Annotated in this window: 10 protein-coding genes; 9 read left to right on the top strand and 1 reads right to left on the bottom strand. The window is 45.9% G+C overall.

Going from position 1 to position 22,272, the window contains the following annotated elements; genetic code table 11:
* Positions 1–15: 15 nt before the first annotated feature.
* The 6 genes from AC0YN7_RS01880 to AC0YN7_RS01905 all read left to right on the top strand — a co-directional run bounded on the left by AC0YN7_RS01880 (position 16) and on the right by AC0YN7_RS01905 (position 13,717).
* Positions 16–2,124: a YIP1 family protein gene (locus AC0YN7_RS01880; protein WP_475808248.1), complete on the top strand. Its 2,109-nt coding sequence runs from the start codon at positions 16–18 to the stop codon at positions 2,122–2,124.
* Positions 2,124–4,502, top strand: a complete 2,379-nt coding sequence (locus AC0YN7_RS01885) for a DUF5696 domain-containing protein (protein ID WP_475808481.1) — start codon at positions 2,124–2,126, stop codon at positions 4,500–4,502. Before AC0YN7_RS01880 ends, AC0YN7_RS01885 begins: the two co-directional genes overlap by 1 nt.
* A gap of 4 nt (positions 4,503–4,506) precedes the next feature.
* Positions 4,507–5,379, top strand: a complete 873-nt coding sequence (locus AC0YN7_RS01890; protein ID WP_475808249.1) for a carbohydrate ABC transporter permease — start codon at positions 4,507–4,509, stop codon at positions 5,377–5,379.
* A gap of 12 nt (positions 5,380–5,391) precedes the next feature.
* Positions 5,392–6,381, top strand: coding sequence for a carbohydrate ABC transporter permease (locus tag AC0YN7_RS01895; RefSeq protein WP_475808250.1), 990 nt, complete (start codon positions 5,392–5,394; stop codon positions 6,379–6,381).
* Between the two features lie 80 nt (positions 6,382–6,461).
* Complete coding sequence (locus AC0YN7_RS01900) at positions 6,462–7,742, top strand: Gfo/Idh/MocA family protein (RefSeq protein WP_475808251.1); 1,281 nt, start codon at positions 6,462–6,464, stop codon at positions 7,740–7,742.
* Between the two features lie 242 nt (positions 7,743–7,984).
* On the top strand, positions 7,985–13,717 hold the full coding sequence (locus tag AC0YN7_RS01905) for a discoidin domain-containing protein (RefSeq protein ID WP_475808252.1): 5,733 nt from the start codon (positions 7,985–7,987) through the stop codon (positions 13,715–13,717).
* A 281-nt stretch (positions 13,718–13,998) separates the two neighbouring features.
* Here the strand turns inward: AC0YN7_RS01905 and AC0YN7_RS01910 are convergent, their stop codons facing one another.
* The gene (locus AC0YN7_RS01910) at positions 13,999–15,165 is read right to left on the bottom strand and encodes a GGDEF domain-containing protein (RefSeq protein WP_475808253.1); all 1,167 of its coding nucleotides are present in this window, start codon (positions 15,163–15,165) and stop codon (positions 13,999–14,001) included.
* Between the two features lie 222 nt (positions 15,166–15,387).
* Here AC0YN7_RS01910 and AC0YN7_RS01915 point away from each other — a divergent pair, with 222 nt between their 5' ends.
* The 3 genes from AC0YN7_RS01915 to AC0YN7_RS01925 all read left to right on the top strand — a co-directional run bounded on the left by AC0YN7_RS01915 (position 15,388) and on the right by AC0YN7_RS01925 (position 22,272).
* On the top strand, positions 15,388–16,521 hold the full coding sequence (locus AC0YN7_RS01915; RefSeq protein WP_475808254.1) for a glycosyltransferase family 4 protein: 1,134 nt from the start codon (positions 15,388–15,390) through the stop codon (positions 16,519–16,521).
* A gap of 28 nt (positions 16,522–16,549) precedes the next feature.
* Positions 16,550–17,836 (top strand): metallophosphoesterase family protein, encoded by a 1,287-nt coding sequence (locus AC0YN7_RS01920; RefSeq protein WP_475808255.1) that lies wholly within the window; start codon positions 16,550–16,552, stop codon positions 17,834–17,836.
* 905 nt (positions 17,837–18,741) lie between these two features.
* Positions 18,742–22,272: an AAA family ATPase gene (locus AC0YN7_RS01925; protein WP_475808256.1), complete on the top strand. Its 3,531-nt coding sequence runs from the start codon at positions 18,742–18,744 to the stop codon at positions 22,270–22,272.

The raw sequence follows: 22,272 nt of genomic DNA on the forward strand, positions 1-22,272 counted from the left end.
AAAGGGAGCGAAACGATGCACGCTTATCGAAGCCAATACAAGATCGTCCTTGCGCTCGTTTGCTTGATTGCGTTGACCGTGTTTCCACTAACGGCGGGAGCGGAGGTTCCTTATACAACCTTATCCAAGGACAGCTATAATCGGACCATATATACGCAGCCTGCTTATGCACCGTCAAAGGTAATAGCGCGAGATATATATATCGTGAATGAAAAAGGCGAAAGAACATATTCACCACTTAAAAGGCCGCAAGATGTTTTTATTGACTCCAAAGATGATATCTATATCGCAGATACGGATAATAACCGAATTGTCCATTTTTCTCCTGATGGAGAGGTTGTTCGAGTATTGACGATACCGGACAGTCCGCTAAATCAGCCGCAAGGTATTTTCGTTACGGGCAATGGGGAAATTTATATTGCTGACACTGGAAATAAACGAATCGTTCGATTGGATAAGGATGGCAAGCTCGTACAACAATATTTGCGTCCGAAATCAAAATTCATCAATGACACTTTTATTTACGAGCCAAAGAATATGGTTGTCGACAAGAGAGGCTTCTTGTACCTAGTGTCCAGCGGTAGTTATCAAGGGATCGTTCAACTCAATCCAAGTGGAGAGTTTTATGGGTTTTTCGGGACGAATACGACAGATGCTAGTTGGATGGAAAAAATACGAGTCGCCTTCTACACAAAGGAACAGCTAAGTAGACAAGTTAGCCTGCTGCCGTCCACCATCCGCAGTGTTGACCTTGATTCGGATGGATTCATTTATTCCGTATCGGGATCGTCATCTGAGCAGGTGAAAAAACTAAATATTCGCGGCAATAATGTGTGGAAGAATTTATCGTTTGGGCAGAAAACCAGATACACCACTTCATTGAAAAAGGAACAGGAATTAGCCGATATTACTGTCGATCGGAACGGTAATATGACGGTTATCGATAAAAATGGAAATATTGTGCTGCAGTACGATTCAACGGGGAAAATACTATTTTATTGGGTCGGTCCGGTCTCTGTAGGTACACCGCAGGTTGGCATCAATCAAAGTCCAGTGGCAGTCGCTTCTAATTCGAAAAACGAATTATTTATATTGGACGATGCACTTAATCTACTTCAAGTGTTCAAGCCAACCGAATTCGGAGCTGCGGTTCATACCGCTTATAAGCTGTCGCAGGAGGGTAAATATCAGGAAAGTGAAAGTCATTGGAATAATGTGGTTAAATTGAACGCCTTGTATTCACCTGCTTACAAAGGGCTGGCACAAGCTGCCTTCTATAAAGGAGACTTTGAACGAGCGCGGCAGCTTTACAAGTTGGCTGGTGATTCGACCGGTTATTCTGATTCATTTTGGCAACTTCGACTGCAATGGTTCCAAAAGAATTTTCCATTGCTCGCTAATAGTGTAGTTATTTTTGCTATCGCATGTATGATTTGGTCGTGGCTAAATAAAAAAACGCGTATTCAATCCCGGCTCAAGCGCAGATTCCGAAAGAAGTGGAAGGAATTCAATCTGATTCGACAACTCAAGCATGCCTTCTTCATCTTAAAGAACCCACTGGAAGGGTTTAGTGATTTGCGATATTTGAATCGGGGGGGCTATATTAGCGCCATAATTCTACTTGTTACCGTAGTAGTAATGCTTTTGGTCAAAACGTATTATACAAGCTTCACATTTAATCCAATTCCAAAAGCGGACCAAAGCAGCACCTCGATCTTGACGATTTTTATCGTTACTTGGACTTCATGGGTCGTATGTAATTTTTTAATTGGCTCTATTTATCAAGGTGAGGCTCGCTTTAAGGATGTTTTCGTAGGGAGTGCTTACGCATTGATGCCGATTGCTATGCTAGGGCTGCCTTTAGCTCTTGTATCCAATGTCATGACGATGAGTGAATCATCCATCTATCAATCTCTTGAAATGGCTATGGTCATATGGAGCGGCATGTTGTTTTTTTGGAATATCCAATCCCTCCAAAATTATAGTGTTGGAGAGACGATCGTTAATGTGCTGCTGACGAGTTTTGCCATAATTATATTGTGGGTGCTGATCTTCATCTTTATCGGCTTGTCCTCCCAGTTGCTTAACTTCATTTATACGATTTATCAGGAGGTGACGATGTGATGAAAAGGATTTTTAGACAACGCTGGCTGTTACTTACTTTGTTAGCAGTCGTGCTGATCACCTCCGTCACGATTATGATTGTAGCTGCAGAGTCCAACGATAAAAAGACGGCAACAGGGATGGCAGATGCGCAGTCATCAGCGACAGTAGAGCAGAAAACGGAAGCTACTAAAACAACTACTGATGCGGTAAAAGAAGAACCAGTGAAAACTGTAGTTGCGCAAAGCGGTCAAGGAGACGTCTTAAAATCGCCGTTACCGGATGAGAGCTCTTTCGAAGCTATGGCGGAGAGTGACCGGCTACAATTAAAGGCTGATCCACAAACCGGACATTTTGCCGTGACAGATAAATCATCCGGAGAGATATGGAGGTCTTATCCTAATCCTGATGGATGGAGCGATGAGCAAACTACGGCAGCTTGGAAACAACATTTACAATCTCCTTTTATGATGCGTTATGTAGAATTTAATGTCCGAAAGGATTTGGATGTTGAATCGAATTTTATTGCACAACAAGGTAAAGTGACATCATTTAAGAAGACAGAGGATGGGTTCCGAATTGTATACGAGCTTCCTAATCTTGGATTTGTCATTCCTGTACAGGTAAGGCTGAAGGATGATTATGTAGAAACCAATATATTGCAAGACGGACTTATAGACGAGAAAATCATTTCGGAAACAGAATCTGGGCAAACAAAAGATCGGAAAGCTAGACTTGTCGCTATTCGTTTGTTCCCGTTCCTCGGAGCGGAGACGTCGGATCATGAGAATGGGTTTTTACTTATCCCTGATGGACCGGGCGCATTGATCGATTTTAAGAAGGATCAGCCGAATCTGATCAACTTCTACAATGAACGTGTCTACGGTGATGATTGGGCTTACAGCTCTAGTTTCTCTAAAAGGCAACCAGTCAAAATGCCGATTTTCGGTATTAAATCAGGTAAACAAGCCGTACTCGGTATTGTGCAAGAAGGTGCAGAATACGCCAATATATTTGCCGTTCCATCCAAGTCATTCAGCGCATACAATTGGGCTACAACAGAGCACCAATTCCGGTTCAAGTTTTTCCAAACAACTGACAAGAAAGGATTTAATGGTTTTTATACGTATAATCAAGACCTGATTGGCGGTGACCGGGCTACGCGCTATTACTTTATCAGTGGTGACAATCCAGATTATGTTGATTTGGCGGTTCGCTACAGAACTTATTTGATGGAAGAATCAGGTATGAACCAACTGCAAGGCAACAGTGAGAAAATACCGCTGCATCTAAATCTGCTTGGAGGAGATATAGAAAAGGGCTTTCTCTGGGACTCCTATTTACCACTTACGACAACCTCTGAGGCCAAGGGTATTGTACAGGAATTGAACAGTCTTGGTGTTGAGCAAATGTCGATTGCCTATATGGGTTGGCAAAAAGGAGGTTATAGCAAATACGGGTCTCAATTTCCAGTTGACGGTAAACTTGGGGGCAATGGCGGTATGAAGACATTCGTCGATTACGCCCATTCCAAAGGGTTTCCAGTCTATCTGGATGGCAGCGCGTATTCCTTTAACAACTCCGGAGGAAATGGCTTCCGAAAAAGCAGGGATGGATTAAGAGATTTAAGTTCAACAGTCGTACAGTTTACCAACAAAACAGTGTCAGCTCTTACGATCGTCGGTCCGAAGTTCATGGAGAAGGTTATAGATAAGGATTTAGATAAGGTCAAACCATTAAATGTAGATGGTTATTTGTATGGGCATACGATCGGTACCTTCCTTAACTCGGATTACAACGAGAAAATCGCAGTGATGCGGCCGGAAGCTCTAAAAGTACAACAAAATATTATGAAGAAAACAAAAGAAACACTCGGCAGTGTAAGAGTAGATGCAGGCAATATGTATACGGCCCGTTATGTTGATCATATGTATGGCATGTTTAGCGATTATTCGTATGATATGTTTGTCGATCGTATCGTACCTTTCGAACAAATAGCATTGCATGGGCTCGTATCCTATTCACACAATTATGCCAATCTGAATGGAGACTATAAAAACAATTACTTGAAGGGTATTGAATACGGTGCTGAGCCATCGTTTTTAATTACGCATGCGCTTTCGAATAAGCTGTTGAAGTCCAGGTCATTAAGTAACTTTTACAGCACCAATTATAATGATTGGATGGAAGAAATGGTGTCTTTATACCAGCAATACAATGAAGCACTAAACGGTTTGCATAACAAATTTATTGTAGGGCACCGCAAGCTGACGGAGGATGTATTCGAAACGACCTATTCGAACGGAAGGCGAATTATCGTGAATTACAAGGACGTCCCTTATTCAAGTGATGGAATTTCCGTGAAGTCGAAAGATTTTATCGCTTTGGGAGGGGAATGAAACGATGAATAAACGAATTTTAAGCGGAAAAACGATTCGGAACATGGAAGGTATGTTATTCATCTTTCCTTGGCTGCTTGGCTTTATGATATTTTTAGCTTTTCCGCTCGTATTTTCGCTATACATGAGTTTCCATAACGTAAAAGTGCTTCCGAAAAAAATGGTATATGACTATGTGGGTCTCAAATATTTCAAAAGTATATTGTTCGAGAGCTCGGCGTTATATGACAATATTATTCCTTTTTTTCAGGAAGCGGTTGTGATGATTCCGATCATCCTTGTATTTTCTTTATTCTTAGCTATGCTTCTGAACCAGAAGCTGCCTGGGAGAATGCTATTTCGAGCAATTTTCTTTCTCCCTGTAATTTTCTCGACAGGCTATGTACTAACGGAATTCATCAATCAAGGTCAAGGAAGCCTCGGATTTCTTGACCGATATGAGCTATCCAGCTATTTGGATCAGTTTCTCGGAGATAGCTCATGGACGAATCCAATTAAACAAGTATTGAATCGTTTTGTACTCGTATTGTGGTTCTCAGGCGTACAGATCATCATTTTTCTGGCGGGGCGGCAAACAATCTCCTCTTCTGCCTATGAATCCGCTCGTATCGATGGAGCATCGCCATGGGAAGTGTTTTGGAAAATTACGTTACCTGCGATGTCTCCTTTCATTTTGCTGAACTTGATCTATACGGTCGTGGATTTATTCACTTATCCGTTTAATCCGATAATGGATTTGATCGGTAGCGGTCAAGGATCATATGGCTTTAATAGTGCTTTAGTTTGGATTTATTTTATGATCATTATTGTATTTCTGTCCATTGTCGTTCTCTTCTACGTTAGAATCAGCCGACAGCGCTCTGGAATGCGGCGATAAAGGAGGTATTTCATGTTAACTAAAGTGAATGACATCAAGAGTAAATGGTCGATCAAGCGAGAGCTTGGACGTAGATCGGGAGTCAAGAACAGAGCTCGGCAAATCCGATATGCGCTATTAGGTCGGGAAATCAATAATGGCTTAATGTTTAAAGTGATTCTTTACGTAATATTTCTGGAGATTTCGTATATTTATATACAGCCGATTTTGAAAATGATCGTCAAGATGGTAATGAGCAGCAAGGATATTATCGATCCGACTATTACATGGATTCCCTCATCGATATATATGGGGCATCTGTCAGCTGCTTGGAATGTATTGAATTATGACAAATCGGTAATGATCAGCATCATCGTCTCTTTGTCTGTAGCCATCTTTCATTGCATTTCTTGTGGTTTTGCTGGGTATGCATTCGCTCGTCTTGAATTCCCGTTCAAACGATTCATATTTTGCTTACTGATTGTCGCATTTATCATCCCGCCGCAAGTTATTATTTTGCCGTTGATTCTCGCATATCGAGAGCTTGGCTTGGATAATTCACTCATTTCGTTAGTCATACCAGCATTATTCGGCTTTGGAGTAAAAGGATCACTGTTTGTGATCATTTATCGGCAATTTTTCAAGACCCAGCCAAAGGAGCTCGAAGAGGCTGCGAAAATCGATGGTGCAACCGCGATTAAATTTTATATTAAGGTTATGTTTCCACTAGCCATGCCAGCTATTATTGTTGTTTTCTTATTTTCCTTCGTATGGACTTGGAACGATACGTATATGCCGCGTATGTTCTTAGGGGGGGCGGAGGATGTGCCGCTGGCCGTACAAATGTCACGTCTTGGTTTATTGCTTGATAACATGGTCAAAACATCAGGGATGACACAATATGTAGTTGAACCAATTAAAATGGCTGCGAGTTTCTTGACTATTTTACCGCCGCTGCTGATCTATTTATTCGCTCAGCGCTATTTTGTGGAAAGTGTAGAACGGACGGGATTGGTGGAGTAGGAATTACTCGAATAAAGTTTATGATCGGCGTGGGCGCAGCAGTTATAGAATAATGATATGACAATAGGGGATGAGAGATATTGAGTAAAATCAAGGTTGCCTTAATCGGTGCTGGTCTGCGAGGAATGATCTATACCAATTACGCTTTGAGCTATCCTGATGAAATGCAGCTAATTGCTGTGGCTGATCCAAACCGTGATCGTGTAAATAAATTTAAGAAGGCTCATAGTATCGAAGAGGATATGTGTTTTACCGATTGGCGAGATATGCTGGCACAGCCGAAGCTTGCAGATGCGGTACTCGTTTGCACACAGGACAAAATGCATTACGAGCCGACGATGGGAGCTTTGGAAGCAGGGTACCACGTCCTGTTGGAAAAGCCAATGTCGCCAGATCCGCAGGAATGTTTCGATATGGGAGAGAAGGCGCGAAGCTTAGGGCAAATTTTGTCGATTTGCCATGTGCTGCGTTATACAAAGTTTTTTGGGACGATTAAGCGGCTGCTGGATGAGGGCGCGATCGGACAGCTTATGTCCATTCAGCACAATGAAAATGTTGCCCACTGGCATCAAGCACACAGCTTTGTACGCGGTAATTGGCGTAACTCCATAGAGTCTAGTCCTATGATATTGGCGAAATCGTGCCATGACTTGGATATTCTGCTCTGGCTTGCAGGTGATGACTGTGTCAGAGTATCATCCTTTGGCAGTTTATCGCATTTCAAAGCGGAGAATGCTCCGGAAGGTGCACCAAAGAGATGTACGGACGGATGCCCTGTTTCGGATAGTTGTTTGTATTATGCCCCAAATATTTATATTACTGAGGAAGACAGCTGGGTAAAGTGGGCTCTTAGTGATGATCAGAGTAATGAATCACTTCTTAAAGCATTGCAGGAAGGTCCATACGGACGCTGTGTCTATCATTGTGATAACGACGTTGTCGATCATCAAGTTGTCAATATGGAATTTGCAAACGAAGTAACCGCAGTGTTCACGATGTCGGCATTCACGAAGGATTGCACTCGGACAATTAAGCTTATGGGCACAAAGGGTGAAATTCGCGGTGCGATGGAGAAGAGTGAGATCGAATTGATCCGGTTCGATCAAGACAAACCAGAGCTGATCTCGCTTGATGTTTTAAGTGATGATATGGGTCATGGTGGTGGCGACGGCGGCTTAATTAAGGATTTCATAAAATTGGTGAAAGGCGAGAGCAGTGGCAAAGGACTCACCTCAGGAGAGACCTCTGTTCAAAGTCATTTGATGGCTTTTGCCGCGGAACAAGCGAGGGTCACGAAAGAGGTTGTTCATTTAGATACCTTCTCGAAACATTTTAAGGACCTTTATTCCATCTGCGATTAGTGACCTACTTCCATTTCAAAAGAAAGAAGTCAGAGGTAAAGGGGATGTGCTTCGTCAAAGTCTGTGAGTTTGCGTGAGTGGAGATCGTAAGCGCCGTAAACCTAAAGGGGAAAGTCAAATCGAGAAGTACGATTCAAACCGCTGTAATTGGCTTACAGAAAATTTACTAAAGAGAAAGAGAGGCAGACGGAGAAAGAAGCAAGGTTTACAAACTTTTGAATAATGAAAGTGAGGTCTAATTAATGAGAAGAAAAATGTTAAGTTTAATTCTTATCTTGAGTCTTTTCTTATCCGTCGCATCTCTACCTGTTCATGCGGATAGTGGCACCGAAAGTAATACGGATAGTGGTGTAACTAATGACATTGCTAGTGAAGTTGCTAGTAACGTGGTTGACTTCTGGGTGGTCAACTCGTTGAAAACGGTATATAGATCCAGTACCATTCCCGCGGAAGCAATCCAAAACATTTCCTTAGTGTCAGCTAAAAACGAATATGAAAGCGCTATAATCGCAGTTAGAAATAAAGAGGCATTTGAAATTACTAAAGTAGAATTCTCAGACTTGGTATCAGCATCAAAAGAAATAATAGCTGGCAGTAATCTTGCTTATCATTTTGTGGAATACGGATTAGAGGATACGATTAAAGAGAATTATATCTTTCCAGATAGAGCGGGGAAGCCTATCTATCCAGAATCTGAGATGCCTGATCCGCTATCCAACGAAGTATCCATGCTAGTAAAGGCCAATTCAACCCAACCCATTTTTATTACTAACTATGTTCCTACATCGACTGCACCTGGAACTTATAGTGGTACAGTTATTGTAAAGACATCTCTAGGAGACTACATTGTACCTATCCGTGTTGAAGTTGCCAATGTTGAAATCCCTAAGACCAAAGAAGCTAATTTCATCAATTATCAATGGTCAATGACCAATGGTTTTGGGTCTGATGGGTATCAATACGGTGAAGGAGTTAATGAGAAGGGATATGACGTAGGAGAGTATTATTATGGCGTGAAGACTTACAGTAAAGAATGGTTCGAACTAATGAAGAATTACGCCAAAACAATGACGGACTACAGACAGAATATGATATGGATACGAACAGACCTATTGCTGAATGCGAAAGGAACTGATCTTAAAGCATTCGAAAAGGGTATTCCTGATAAAATTGACTGGTCGATGTTTGATCAATATGTTCAGACTTTTATTGATAAGGGTGTCACTGATTTTGCTAATATTCATTTGATCAGACAACTGAAGTATATGCCTGAGAACGAACATCTGTCAGCCGATATGTGGAAAACAGGAGTGCCTGAAAAATTACCAGTAACAGATGCATTTCTTACTAATTACTTGACTGCTCTTAGTAAGCATGTGCAAGAAAAAGAAGAGTGGAAGGACATTACATGGTATCAGCATATTTTAGATGAGCCTATTACAGATAGCCAAAAGAATTTCTGGACGTATGTGGCGAGAAAACTTAAAGAGGTTGCGCCAAAGTTTAAAACAATGGACGCAGATCCAAACGGTATACTGATGGCCGAAAGCAGCAAGCCTTATGTAGACGTATGGGTTCCACTAACACCTGCTTTCCAAGAGAAGAAAGAGCTGTACAAAGCGGAGCAATTGGTGGGCAAAGATATGTGGGTTTACACTTGTGAAGTAAATACGCCTCCATGGTTGAACCGATTTTGGACCCAGCCCACTTTAACAGGTAGGCTTTTGTTCTGGAATCTTAGCCAAGATGGTGTTCAAGGTGCTTTGCACTGGGCGTGGAACGCATGGTATGTAGGGCCTTGGAGTGGTGACTCCTCTATTGTCTATCCAGACACGAAAAATATGGGAGTCAAAAGCTCACTGCGTTATGAAGCACAAAGGGATGGCATCGAGGATTACGAGCTGATGTTCAAAATCAAACAAACCAATCCCGAACTAGCGAAGCTTATCGCTGATAGCGCAGTAAGTCCGGACGACCCAAGAAAATATACGCTTGACCCTGAATACATCAAGACGCTTCATGATTACTTGGTTAAAGCGGCAGCAGGTGAGGATGTCGGCGATATTTCTTTTGCTACCAGTCCATATTCGGGCCAAGAAATTCCAATGACATATATGGCTGACAGCAGTAACAGCGTTCTCAAATATACAGGCAGTTGGTATGACAAGATTAGACAATATGCCTATCAGGACGGTGTTAAATCTACGACAACGATCAATGATGCAGTGGAATATCAATTTAGCGGCACTGGCATTGATCTTGTAGTTGAGAAAAATAACGGAGCAGGGAAAATAGCTGTCTATTTAGATCAAAATGATCCAGTAATTCTGGACGCGTATGAGTTAGTGCAGCATGATTACATCACCATTTACAGTATTCGCAATCTTTCACAAGATCAGCGGCACACCATCAAGGTTGTGAATCTAGAAAATAAAAACCTTTATATTGATGCTTTCCGTGTACAAATGGATGAAGGGCGACTCCTGACGCTGATTCAGACCTACAACGAGGCATTGAAGAAGAACAACAACGACTATACTGAGCAGTCATGGTCACAACTAGCCGTCGCCATGTACAGCGCCAAGAATCTCATCGATGGGAACTCCAACGATGAAGCGGCCATGACAGAGGCCACAAATGCGCTGACGCAGGCAATGGCTGGTCTGGTGAAATATCCAAATTATGCGCTTGGCACCAAGGTTACCGCGTCGGAATCTTACAAAGACGGCAACTATGACCTAAAGGCCGAAAACGCGGTAGATGGCGATAAATCCACCTGGTGGGCTACGAAGAACGATTCTGTCAGTGCGACCTTTGAGTTAGCGCTGATAAGCGAAGCAAAGATTAACCGGCTGGTTCTATATGAATACGGCATTTATAACAATCTGAAAACGGTTACCGTCGAGTATAAAAGCGGAGACATCTGGACGGCGGTTTCCAATGCAAAAAAACCTGTATATTCAGGCCAGTCCCGTACCGTCATGTTTGATGAAGTGACGGCTAGTGAATTCCGGCTGACATTGACGACGGTGAATCCTGGGGAAGGCTTGAATTTCAGCGAAATCCAACTGCGGTACGCGCCGCCGATTATTGCGGCCCAGGCGACGGCGACCAATTCCGATGACAGTAATCCCGCCTTCAATTTGGTGGATGAGGACCCTGCCACCGCCTGGCTCTCCGACGGCAGCGAGAAGCAGTCGGTGATCGAAATCGACTACGGTGTTGCCAAGATCATCAATACAATTACAGTAGACGAGGCCAAGCAGACAACCGGCAAGCTCAAGACCATTCAGGTGGAGTACTGGGACGGCACGGAGTGGAAATCGCTGAAAACGGTGGACTGCGCAAAGCTACCGTACAAAAAGAATATTTTCTTTGAGTCTGTCATCACCAGCAAGATTCGGCTGACCGTGAAGACGGACACGAATGGAGCCATGAAAATCAATGAGATCACCGCTCTGGAATCCGCCGCTGCGGATATGCCGCTGGACACGGGCCTGATCGAGTTGGAACCGAATGTGGTGCCCAACGAGCACCAGAAGACGATGGTAGATCGCGGATACACAATGTTCCTCCACTTTGGTCTAAATACATTCACCGAGAGCGAATGGTCTTACGGCGATCTCTCTCCCGCCACATATGCGCCGACCTCCATCGACGCGGATCAGTGGGTAAAAACCGCCATGGAAGCCGGTATGAAGACCGTGCTTCTGGTGACCAAGCACCACGATGGCTTTGCCCTGTGGGACAGCGCCTACACTGATTACGATGTCGGCAATCCGGAGTCTGGAAGCCACATCGATGTATTGCAGGCGGTCTCCGACGCCTGCAACAAGTACGGCATTAATATGGGCGTCTACTACTCTGCGTGGGACAACAATTGGGATCGAAAAAACGGTAAGGAGAATGACGCCAAATACAACGAGTACGCCAGAAATCAGTTGTCGGAGATCATGAGCGGCAAATACGGCCTCAAGGACGAAAAAGGCCGTGGCGTTATATCAGAGTTGTGGATCGACGGCCAATGGGCGAAGGAAGCCCCACGGTGGGAATTTAGTAAACTATACGACACGGTCAAAGAACTCCAGCCCGAAAGTCAGGTTGGCCTGAATTGGACGATCGGAAGCACCGATGGCACGGTGAAAGGCATACCCGATCATAAGGAGGGCGACAACATCTACTATTTCCCCTCTGATTTTAGATTGGGCGACGGCATGGAGACAAGCGACAACGATCCGAAGCTCTTTACCTATCGCGGTCAGACCTATTACCTCCCCTTCGAGGCGACTCTGGTGCTCAACAGCTCTTGGTTCTGGCATACGGGTTATGGCACAAAGCCGTCCATGTCTCCGTATAGTATTACAGCCAAGTACAATAAATACAAGAATGAGGGCAACGTCCTGGTGCTCAATGCCGGCCCCAACCGCCAGGGCAAAATCGAACAGGCTGACATTGATTCGCTGTACGCCGCCGCCAGAAAGCTCGGCATAGCCAGCGGAGATGCATTGAAAAAGAACATTATGGATTTGGAGGACAAGATTTACGGTCGTAATCTCGCGCTGAACGCGACGGGTGCTTCCGATCAAACGTATACGGAGCTTGCCGTTTATGGGGTCGAAAAAATGTTCGACGGCGATTCCACCACGCGCTGGGCTTCGCGTGGCGGCGATACGGACAGCACCGCGAAGATCACCCTCGCCGGGGAGAAGACCTTCAATACGCTGGTGCTAACGGAGGACTCAAAATTCATCGGAAGAACGGACAGTGTCACGATTCAATATGAAAAAGATGGTCAGTGGATCGACATTCAGACAAAAGCGAAGCTGCAAAACGGAATACTGGCTGTCGCACTGGAGACACCGTTGACGGCAACCCAACTGAAGTTGATCGCAATCGACGAGCAAGAGAGTGGCCCGACGTTCTCCGAGTTCGCGCTGTATATGGTAGAATACGGGGCGCTGCCAGAGATCGAGGCTGCCGCAGAAAAATCAGCGCTGAAGGTGGGGGAGAGCACCCAGCTTGTTGTGCAGGATTCGGTGGACAAAGTGGATTTGATGAAAAACGCGAAGTTCGAATCCAAGGATAGCACTGTCGCAACGGTGGATGCTGCAGGTAAGATTAATGCTGTTGCCGTTGGTAAGACTGACATCACTGTCAAGGTGCAGCTGGTGGGCAAGACGTTCACCAAGCAAGTGCACGTGACTGTCACAAACAGCGATGAGATCAAGCCCGTTCCGGGTGAGACCGCGGCCACCCAGTATGAGATCAAAGTGACTCAGGCCGAGGGCGGTGTTATCAGCCCGGCGAACGTCAAGGTCGACAAGGGCGGCAGCGCCTCGTTCACCATCAGGGCCAACGACGGATACGTCATCAATGACGTGCTGGCCGACCGCAAGTCCGTGGGCGCTATGACCAGCTACACCTTTAATAAGGTGTCCGATAACCACACCATCACCGCCGTCTTTGCTAAGGGCGAGAAGCCCGCAGCCAGCTTTACCGATGTGAAGTCTGGAGACTGGTTCTATGAGGCGATTCAATATGCAGTATCCAACAACATCATGCAAGGTGTCTCTGCTACAAGCTTCGCGCCTGAGGCCAAGACCACCCGGGCAATGGTTCTAACCATGATGTACCGGCAGGCAGGATCGCCCAACGCGACCGGTCAGGGCAACTGGTACAACGATGCACGGAAGTGGGCCGTGGAGAACCATATTTCCGATGGTACCAATCTTACTGACAATATTACTCGCGAGCAGCTTGTGACCATGCTGTGGCGGGCGAGTGGCTCGCCAAAAGCGGATACATCCATCGTGGGCAGCTTCGCTGACGGCGGCAATGTGAGCGATTGGGCAATGCCGGCGTTTGCTTGGGCGATTTCCAAGGGCATCTTGATCGGCAAGGGCCAGAACAATCTGGACCCGCAGGGCACGGCCACCCGTGCCGAAACCGCCTCAATCTTCATGCGGCTGAACTGATTTAGTTAGTCTCCTATTTCATTCTAAAGCACGAACCCTGACAGCTGTCTATCAAGGTAGCCATGGCGAGTTCCACCAACTTGTTGATGATCGTCGGGCTCGATTGCGGCCATATGGTATATGATTGCAGTAGGAATAGGCGGGGCAAATGCTGCTCCGCCTATTCTTTATTGTTCGTAAGTTCAAATTAAGGGGATACAATCCATGTAACGGAAACAATAATGGCAGCAGATGCTATTATTATCGGTACACCAATACACCTTTTACTCATCGTATCGAAATCATATTTTTTTGGAGGCAGGCATTGATTTAAACGCAGTCACTTTATTTTTCCCAGTTGTCTTAGAGTGGTACATCGCTTCATCAGCATGCTTAATCATTTCTTGAACAGCAGCTGCCTCCTTGTTCGTACTGAAGCCGACGCTTATCGTAACCATGGTTTCGTCCTGTACTCTTCGGCGGATGGATTCCGCTACAATTTCTGGCTTCACACGCTCTATGCTAATGCAGGCGAGCAGCTCCTCGCCTCCATAACGTCCGGCCGATCCGATGCCGCTTGATTCCTCTTTAATAATCTCAGCGACTTGCTTTAGTACACCGTCCGCTTTGTGATGGCCATGGGTGTCGTTTAATCTTTTGAAATTATCAATGTCACAAAATAGTACAGCCATCGGCTTGTTCCGCCGCAGCAATTGCTCGGCTTTGGATGAGAAATGTCGACGATTATAAAGTCCTGTCAAGCCATCCATTATGGATGATTGATAAGTGGACATTAATCGTTCAATGACCCATTCAAATAGCAAAATAAACAATAAGCTGAAATAAATGATCGGCAGCAGCTGGCTAAGTAAAATTAACCAAGAAAGCGAGCCATGAAAAACGTAGGCATTAGCAAGTCGCGCGAGCTCACAAACAAAAAAGACGATAAGGCTCGTATAATATTTGGAATTCATGTCGGCTTTTCTCGTATCAAGCATAATTATAAAGATGACGATTAATCCGTAAAAGTCGAGCGCTGGAAACGTAAACGATTCAGAACTCTGGAACGTCTCTGTTGTAAAAGGCGTTATGAAAAATTGAATGCCTGCAATGATAAACGTCATCATAATCATAATAATAAAAGGAACGACTTTCAGCTGGGCCGAGCGATGCGTATATAATTTCAAGAATACAAAGTTTATAATAATGAAAGAGATTACTTGCAGTATGGTGGATGATAAATATAACCACGGAGACAAAGACCAACCCGGATAAGCGAGAACAACGAGCAGACATTGTTTGACGATTATAAGTGGTATTGCTGAGATGAGCAGCCGATAAATCCGTTTGTTGCGATAACTCACATAAAGCTTTACCGACATGAAGAGCATTAAGAAGAGGATAACGATTACAGCTGATGATGAGAAAAGTTGTCCATTGGGCCCTGTTAGCCATTGTATAATTGTCATTTGTTACCCACCATAATCTAGTATTTAAGTCAGCAGCTTTACAGAAACATATGTTCTAATATATCATGTTTTACGGCAGACGTATATCCGAAGGTAACGAAGTTAGTTTTGCGAAAGCAAAACTTTGAGGTATATGCTTACGAGGTTTTGCGAAAGCAAAACTTTAAGGTATATGCTTACGAGGTTAGTTTTGCGAAAGCAAAACTTTAAGGAGATGGGAATATGAACATTTTACAAGCGTTGTTTTTTCCACCGGAGCAGCCGGGCGGGGTTTCATCAATGGTTCCGTATATTCAAGAGCGGTTCACAAAGATTGGTTGGCAAATGGAGCTATTCTCACTTCCTAAGCGGGTTAGAGGCAAAGGACAAGAAGAAGTAGTATTTGAAACATTTGATCACACCGCTTATAGCGGTAATATAATAGTAGATAAATATATTCAAACCTATCGAGACTATGTTTGGTGGACGCGTATGCGCATCAAAAAGTGTTATGACATTATTCATGCTCATCATCCTATAGCGGCACTTGTTATGAAGCAGCTCTTCCCAGATACGCCATTGATCGTTACGATTCACTCCAGTTATGAGCGTGAGCTTATTTTGAACGGAAAAATAATAGAGGGTGGACCTGAGCATCGATTTCTAATGAGCCTTTATGGGGAACTAGAGGCGAAAGCAGACCAGATGCTTACTGTATCCGAATCGTTCCGTACTTACCTTTCACAATATGTGAAGGATGCGGATCGCTTCAAGGTTATCCCGAATGGTTTCGATGAAAAACGTTTTAAGCCGATAGCGCATGAAAATGCGGTAACTCAGCTCATTACGGTGTGCAGACTCGTTCCTGCAAAAGGGCTTGATATTTTGCTGCATGCTTGTGCGGAGCTAAAGCGTAGAGGTCATCCTTTTGTACTGCATATTATCGGTGACGGGCCGATTCGCGAAGAGCTTGAAGCTTTAGCTGTCGGGCTGGGATTATATGACGATATTATTTTTTATGGCTATATGCTTCATCCAGAGGAATTTATGCCGTTCTTCGATGTGTTCGTATTGCCATCACGCGCAGAAGCTTTCGGTTCAGTGTTTGCTGAGGCAGCCTTATGCTCACTAGCGCTTGTCGGAACGAATGTAGGCGGGATTGCAGAGCAGATTGATGACGGTATTAACGGTTTGCTTGTGCCGCCTGAAGACCCGATGGCATTAGCATTAGCTTTGGAAATGGTCGTAACAGATCCTACTTATCGTTACAATTTGGCACGGTCTGGTTCGGATAAGGCCAAAAAAGTATATTCACTAACGCGCGTCATTGCACAGATGAAAAAAGTATATATCCAATTTAAGCCAGAGCAACAGTAATCACTATATCGGAATAGGTGGGGATGGAATGGCAGTACCGTTTCGATTCATCCATGCTGCAGATTTACATTTGGATAGTCCTTTTCGCGGGCTGGCGAAAGCGCCAGAACAGGTTCGTGAGTCATTAACCGACTCGACGTTCGCGGCATTACGACATTTAACAGAAACCGCGATTCGTGAGCAGGTCGACTTTCTTGTGCTCTCAGGAGATCTGTTCGATGAAGCGGATCGCTCTTTACGGGCGCAGCTAATGCTGGTGAGAGAATGGGAGAAGCTGGAGAAACATGGCATATCGGTGTTTGTTATTCACGGCAATCACGATCCGTTGAACGGTGTAAGGGCAGAGCTCAAGCTTCCGAAGACGGTGCATGTGTTTGGTGCGGATCAAATGGAATACCGGCCAGCTTATCGCAAAAGCGGTGAGTTGGCTGCTTTTGTTTACGGCAGATCTTATGGGACACGTATCGTGACGGAAAATGTAGCGGCGAGCTATCGGATTCAGCCGGAGGCACCTTTTCATATCGCATTGCTGCATGGCAATGTAGACAGCGATGGTACGCATGATCCTTATGCGCCTTGCACGCTGGATGAGCTTATTGGAGGCAAAGGGTTTGATTATTGGGCGCTTGGTCATATTCATCATCGAAGGGTACTGCATGAATATCCTCATGTTGTCTATGCAGGCAATACGCAAGGAAGAAATCCCCGTGAAACGGGAGCTAAAGGCTGTTATATCATTGATGTGACTGCGGCAAGATCAGTAGAGCTTTCATTTGTGCCGCTAGACGAAGTACGCTGGCTCGATCACTCATTGTCTATCGGAGCAGCGGGTACTGAGCATGAGCTTCTTCAACAGATAGACGCGATGATCGAACAGCTCGCTTCAGAGGCAGATGGTCGTTCTGTCATGCTTCGTATTTATTTGACGGGAAGCGGTCCGATGCACCAGAAGCTTTCTGAGCCAACCGTAATTAAGGCTTTACTAGAACAGCTGCAGGAAAATCGGCAACTTGCTGCAGGTGAAACATGGGTATTTGTATATGCGCTTGAGGTAGATACTCATATCGAGCTGAACCTGGATGAGCTTGCTAAGGAAGACAGCTTTGCTGGCGAGCTTTATCGACTCAGTGATCAGCTTGCGGGAGACGAATTAGCTTGGCGTGATTTTGCTAAGGAATCAATTAGCTCGCTTTCTGGCAACGCGAAGCTGGGAAGGTTATTGCGAGACAAGTGGGACGAGCTTCCTGAGCGGTGGCTGGAGCAGGCAAGGGAGCTGACTTTAGCTCTTATAGCGACTGAGGACCGGGACGGTTGAATGTTTTGGAAGTGAGGTTTGTTTGACAAAATAGCTTCTCGGTATTGGAATGGGTAAGGTGGTAATGAGGTAAGGTGGTAATGAGGTAAAAGATATTGAGATATTGAGATATTGAGATATTGAGATATTGAGATATTGAGATATTCAGGTAAAAATATTGAGATATAGAAGTAATACGATTCGTATGCTCCTTTCTTGATCATCTTAAAGTGAAGCTGGACATCTGGGTCCGACATTATTAGCAGCGATAGTCGATCAATAGTCTTCATTTGCTCTTCAATAAAGTATAGAAGTATAGAGGTATAGAACTATAAAAGTATTGAATTTATGAGGTAATGAGGGAAACTCACTGTTTAGTGAGGCTAATCTCATTAATATCAATAATGTAGGGTGTTGGGTTCTGTATTGTGAGGTATCCCTCATTCCCCATGAGGGTAGCTTCATCGCTAGTGAGGTTTGCCTCACTAATTCAGAAATCGAGAAACAGATGCTTTTAAAATAGTGAACCTAACCTCATGCTTATGAAGATTATCCTCACAATCCAAAGAAACTCGACTAAAGCGGGTCACTTATCTAACGTCAATTCATAAAAAAATATTAAATCGTAAAAAAAATATCATATCATACCAAAAGTATCTCATCACACCAAAATATCTTAATACACCAAAAGTATCTCATTATACCAGAATATCTTAATATACCAAAAATATTTTATCATACCCAAAGTATCATAAGAAGTAATTCACCACAAACGCCTATCTCTATTTACATTGAGCTTGTGGCTGTCATAAAAAAATCTCCTTCGAAAGGAGAAGGGAAGTAATCTGGATGGTTCGAGGAAACTATTGCCCGATCTGCCTCAGTTAATTCCGAGAGGCTATAAAACCTTTGAGGAGGGAAGATTCGTGAAGCTTTTGGAGGCTGAGATTGACGGTTTTGGTCAGCTGTATGGGAAGCGGATACCGCTTGATGCGTCTGTCATCATCGTGTACGGACCGAATGAAGCTGGCAAAAGTACAATGTTTGGATTTATTAGGTCCATGCTTTATGGCTTTGCCAAACGCGGACAAGCTATTGAACGTCAGGAGCCGGTAAATGGCGGCAAGCATGGCGGTAGATTATTTTTTGTCGATCAGAAGGGTAATCAATATGTGTTAGAGCGTTATTCAGCTGACGGTTCCGGCAAGCTTAAGCTTCGCGGATTAGGCGCGTTTGAGAAAGCGGGAAAGCAGCTCGATGAAGGACATGGGGCGTTAAAATACAAGAGCGTTGAAACGGATGTTTCTAAGACTGCGAGCGCACTATACAGCAGGACAATTTCAAGAGATGAATTTGATCAGTTCGTTGAAGAAGCTGTTCTTACTCAGGCTGAGTGGGAACGAAGGTTTCTTGGGGGGATCAGTGAGCGGCTTTTCCGTCAATTGTTCGCAGTGACACTGACAGAGCTGCAAGAGGTTGGCGCCTTGTCAGGAGATGAGCTTGGGCGCTATTTGTACCAAGCGGGTTGGGATAGTGGAAAGGCTATCGCTGCTGCGGAAAAAAAACTAATGGTTGAAATGGAAGCGTTGTTTAAGCCGCGCGGCACGAATCAACCAATCAATCAGCAGTTGAAAACGCTTGATGAGCTGGATGCGACTCTACGAAAACGGGCGGACGCGATTACGGCTTATAATGAGCTGACGCAGCAGACAGAAAAGCTTGATTTCTCTTTGCTGACCCTCGAAGCTGAGCTGCCACTGAAAGAAGCGCGGCAGTTATTGCTGAACAAGGCTTGTGCAGTAAGACCTCTATGGCTCCGTAAGCAGAAGCTGTTGATGGAACGACAAGCGGTAGCCTACGCGTCCAGCCTTTCGTCCCATGAAGAGAAAAGCTGGGAAGACCAGATGAGGCAGCGTGCAGAGCGGCGAGACGAAGTTGAGCAATATCGGCAAAAAACTTTGCTATTAGAGCTTCAACTTCAAGCTTTGAGCTATGACATAAGGTTTATACATATTGCAAATGAAACAGAACAGCTGCTACAGACTAGTGAAAGTATGCGGATGTTAAAGCTAGACAGCACTGAGCTAGAAGCTGAGCTGCGTGAAAATGACGAGGCGATAGCCCGGTTAGTAAGCAGCATTGCGCCGGAGTGGACGGAGCGTCAGCTGCGTGATTTTCATGTGACCGTAGCTGACCGCGATTATGTTCGAAGCGCGAGGCAGCAGGAAACGGATATCGTACGGACGGAGGAACGGTTTGCTGCTGAGCTGGATTCACTCAAGCAGCAGGAGCGAGATGCCGCTTATGCGTGGGAAGAAGCGGAGCTTGCAATCGAGCGCGAGGCCGAGCGGAGCGAGCAGGAGAGCGAGAATGGGTTTGTTCTTTTGCCGCGCACGAGAGAAGTGCTGCGAGGGGCGTGGAACGCCCTGGATGCTGCGCTGCGCGAGTGGGAGATCGAGCGGGTGCGCACTGCCGGCGCCGCTGCAGCTGCCGACGAAAGTAAGGCAGCTGGCCGCGGTGCGGCAGCAGCAGGCCGAGGCGGAGCCGGCCCGATGTGGGCTGCAGCGGCGGGCGCAGGCGGAGCAGCGCTGGCGCTTGGTTTTGCTGCGCTGAGCGGAGCAGGCGCGGGCGAAGCGTTTGGAGCAGCCGGAATGGCTGCGTTGGCGCTGGCGGTAGCAGCGCTAGTGTTTGTAATTGCGGCGCTGGTGCGGAGCCGCGGCGTGAAGGATGACGCAGGAGCAACGAGACATGCGGCAAAACGATCTGGAAGTCCTTCGGTGGTAAACCCAGCTGAATATGCAGCTAATAAGGCTAACGACAGGACTGCGTTCAACGAGGGAAGCGAGCGGGAGCACGCTTTGACAGCTGGTGGACGAATGCGGTCACGTTTTGGCGGTGGAGCATTCGAACGGAATACAGCAGAAGGCGGAGTGCTAAAAGAGCTAGAGCAACGCGTCTTTGCGGCTTTAACATTGCTCGTAAGGGAACCTAAGGAGGCTGCAGCGGTATTAATTGCTGTACCGCTTGCAGCCCAATCGAACCAATCAGCTGAGCACATACTCGCAGCTGAACAAGCGCGCACACAGCTGCGCGCCGCAGTCGACACCCGTCTCGAGGCGCTGCAAAGCAGCCAGCGCCTCATCGACAATAGAAGCGAGCACGCGCGCCGAGTAGAACGGCTGCGCGCGATGCTCGCAGAGCGCAGCGAGGCCGCCGCCGCCGCTGCGCAAACGAGACAAGCCGCCGCCCGGCAATGGGCCGGCTGGCTTGCAGCTCGCGCGCTGCCGGCATCGATGTCGCCGTCAGCCGCGCTCGAAGCGTTCGAGCTTGCCGAGCAAGCGGTGCAGCGGCTGCACCAATATGATCGACTAGCGGCGAAGAAAGCCGCTGTCGATAAACAACTAGCCGCCTTCGCTGCGCAGGCGGCCAACTTGTGCGAGTGCTTCGAGGAAGCTTCTCGCCAGCTTGCAGTTGACCCTGCGCTCGCATTGCGACTGCTGCATGCCGAGACACGCCGGCACGCAGCAGCCGAGCTTGAAGCGCGCCGCATTGAAGCGCGGAGTGAAGAGCTGCTGATTGCGCAGCAATCGGCAGAAGCGCGGCTGCAGGAGCTGCAAGCAGAACTCGCTGCTCAAATGCTGGCAGCTGGTTTAAATAGCGAAGCCGAATATGAAACAGCTCTTGAGCATCGTCGTTTAGCGGCGGATATAGATTTGGAGATCTCCCAGCTGAAACTAGAAATAACAGCAGGAATGTCTGATCAACGGATTGCCGAGTTGGAACAGTTGTTTGCGGATAATGACGAGCAGCAGCTTCTAGCCATCCATGAAATGTCACTGACAGAGCTGGCTCAGCTCGAACAACAGAAGCAGGCGTTGCTTGAACAAAGGGGGAGATTGAGACAATCGCTGGATCATTTGCTTAAGGAAGAGGAGCAGCAGCGTCTGCTTTCACTAAGAGAAATGACATTGACCCAGTTGGAAGCAGACGCGGAACGTTATGCTGTACTTTCAATAAGCGCGGCATTAATTCGAAGAACGAAAAGGGTTTACGAGGAGGAGCGACAGCCGGTTGTGCTGCGTAAAGCTTCTCATTTTATCGGGAAGCTGACGGATGGGAAATACAATCGCGTGCTGACCACACCGGGAGAGCCAGGTATTCACTTAGAATCTTCGGAACGGCGGGTTGTGGATAGCGGGCTCCTCAGCCGAGGAACAGCGGAGCAGCTGTATTTAGCTATGCGATTTGCATTGGCAGAGGAGGCGTCACAGACGGTAAAGCTGCCGCTTTTGCTCGATGATGTATTCGTAAACTTTGATAGAGGCCGCCTTCAAGCAGTAACGAAGCTGGTAGCTGAGCTCTCAAATGATAGGCAAGTAATTATCATGACCTGCCACGAGCATGTGCGAGACGCTTTGCTCGAGCGGTGCCCTAACGCAGTGCTCATCCCCATGTAA

It is taken from the genome of Paenibacillus sp. J31R122, from assembly GCF_056269185.1.

Bases quoted from the DNA above. Each gene is read 5' to 3' on its own strand.
- AC0YN7_RS01920 (WP_475808255.1), top strand. From the start codon at position 16,550: ATGGCAGTACCGTTTCGATTCATCCATGCTGCAGATTTACATTTGGAT.
- AC0YN7_RS01880 (WP_475808248.1), top strand. From the start codon at position 16: ATGCACGCTTATCGAAGCCAATACAAGATCGTCCTTGCGCTCGTTTGC.
- AC0YN7_RS01895 (WP_475808250.1), top strand. From the start codon at position 5,392: ATGTTAACTAAAGTGAATGACATCAAGAGTAAATGGTCGATCAAGCGA.
- AC0YN7_RS01905 (WP_475808252.1), top strand. From the start codon at position 7,985: ATGAGAAGAAAAATGTTAAGTTTAATTCTTATCTTGAGTCTTTTCTTA.
- AC0YN7_RS01890 (WP_475808249.1), top strand. From the start codon at position 4,507: ATGAATAAACGAATTTTAAGCGGAAAAACGATTCGGAACATGGAAGGT.
- AC0YN7_RS01885 (WP_475808481.1), top strand. From the start codon at position 2,124: ATGAAAAGGATTTTTAGACAACGCTGGCTGTTACTTACTTTGTTAGCA.
- AC0YN7_RS01915 (WP_475808254.1), top strand. From the start codon at position 15,388: ATGAACATTTTACAAGCGTTGTTTTTTCCACCGGAGCAGCCGGGCGGG.
- AC0YN7_RS01910 (WP_475808253.1), bottom strand. From the start codon at position 15,165: ATGACAATTATACAATGGCTAACAGGGCCCAATGGACAACTTTTCTCA.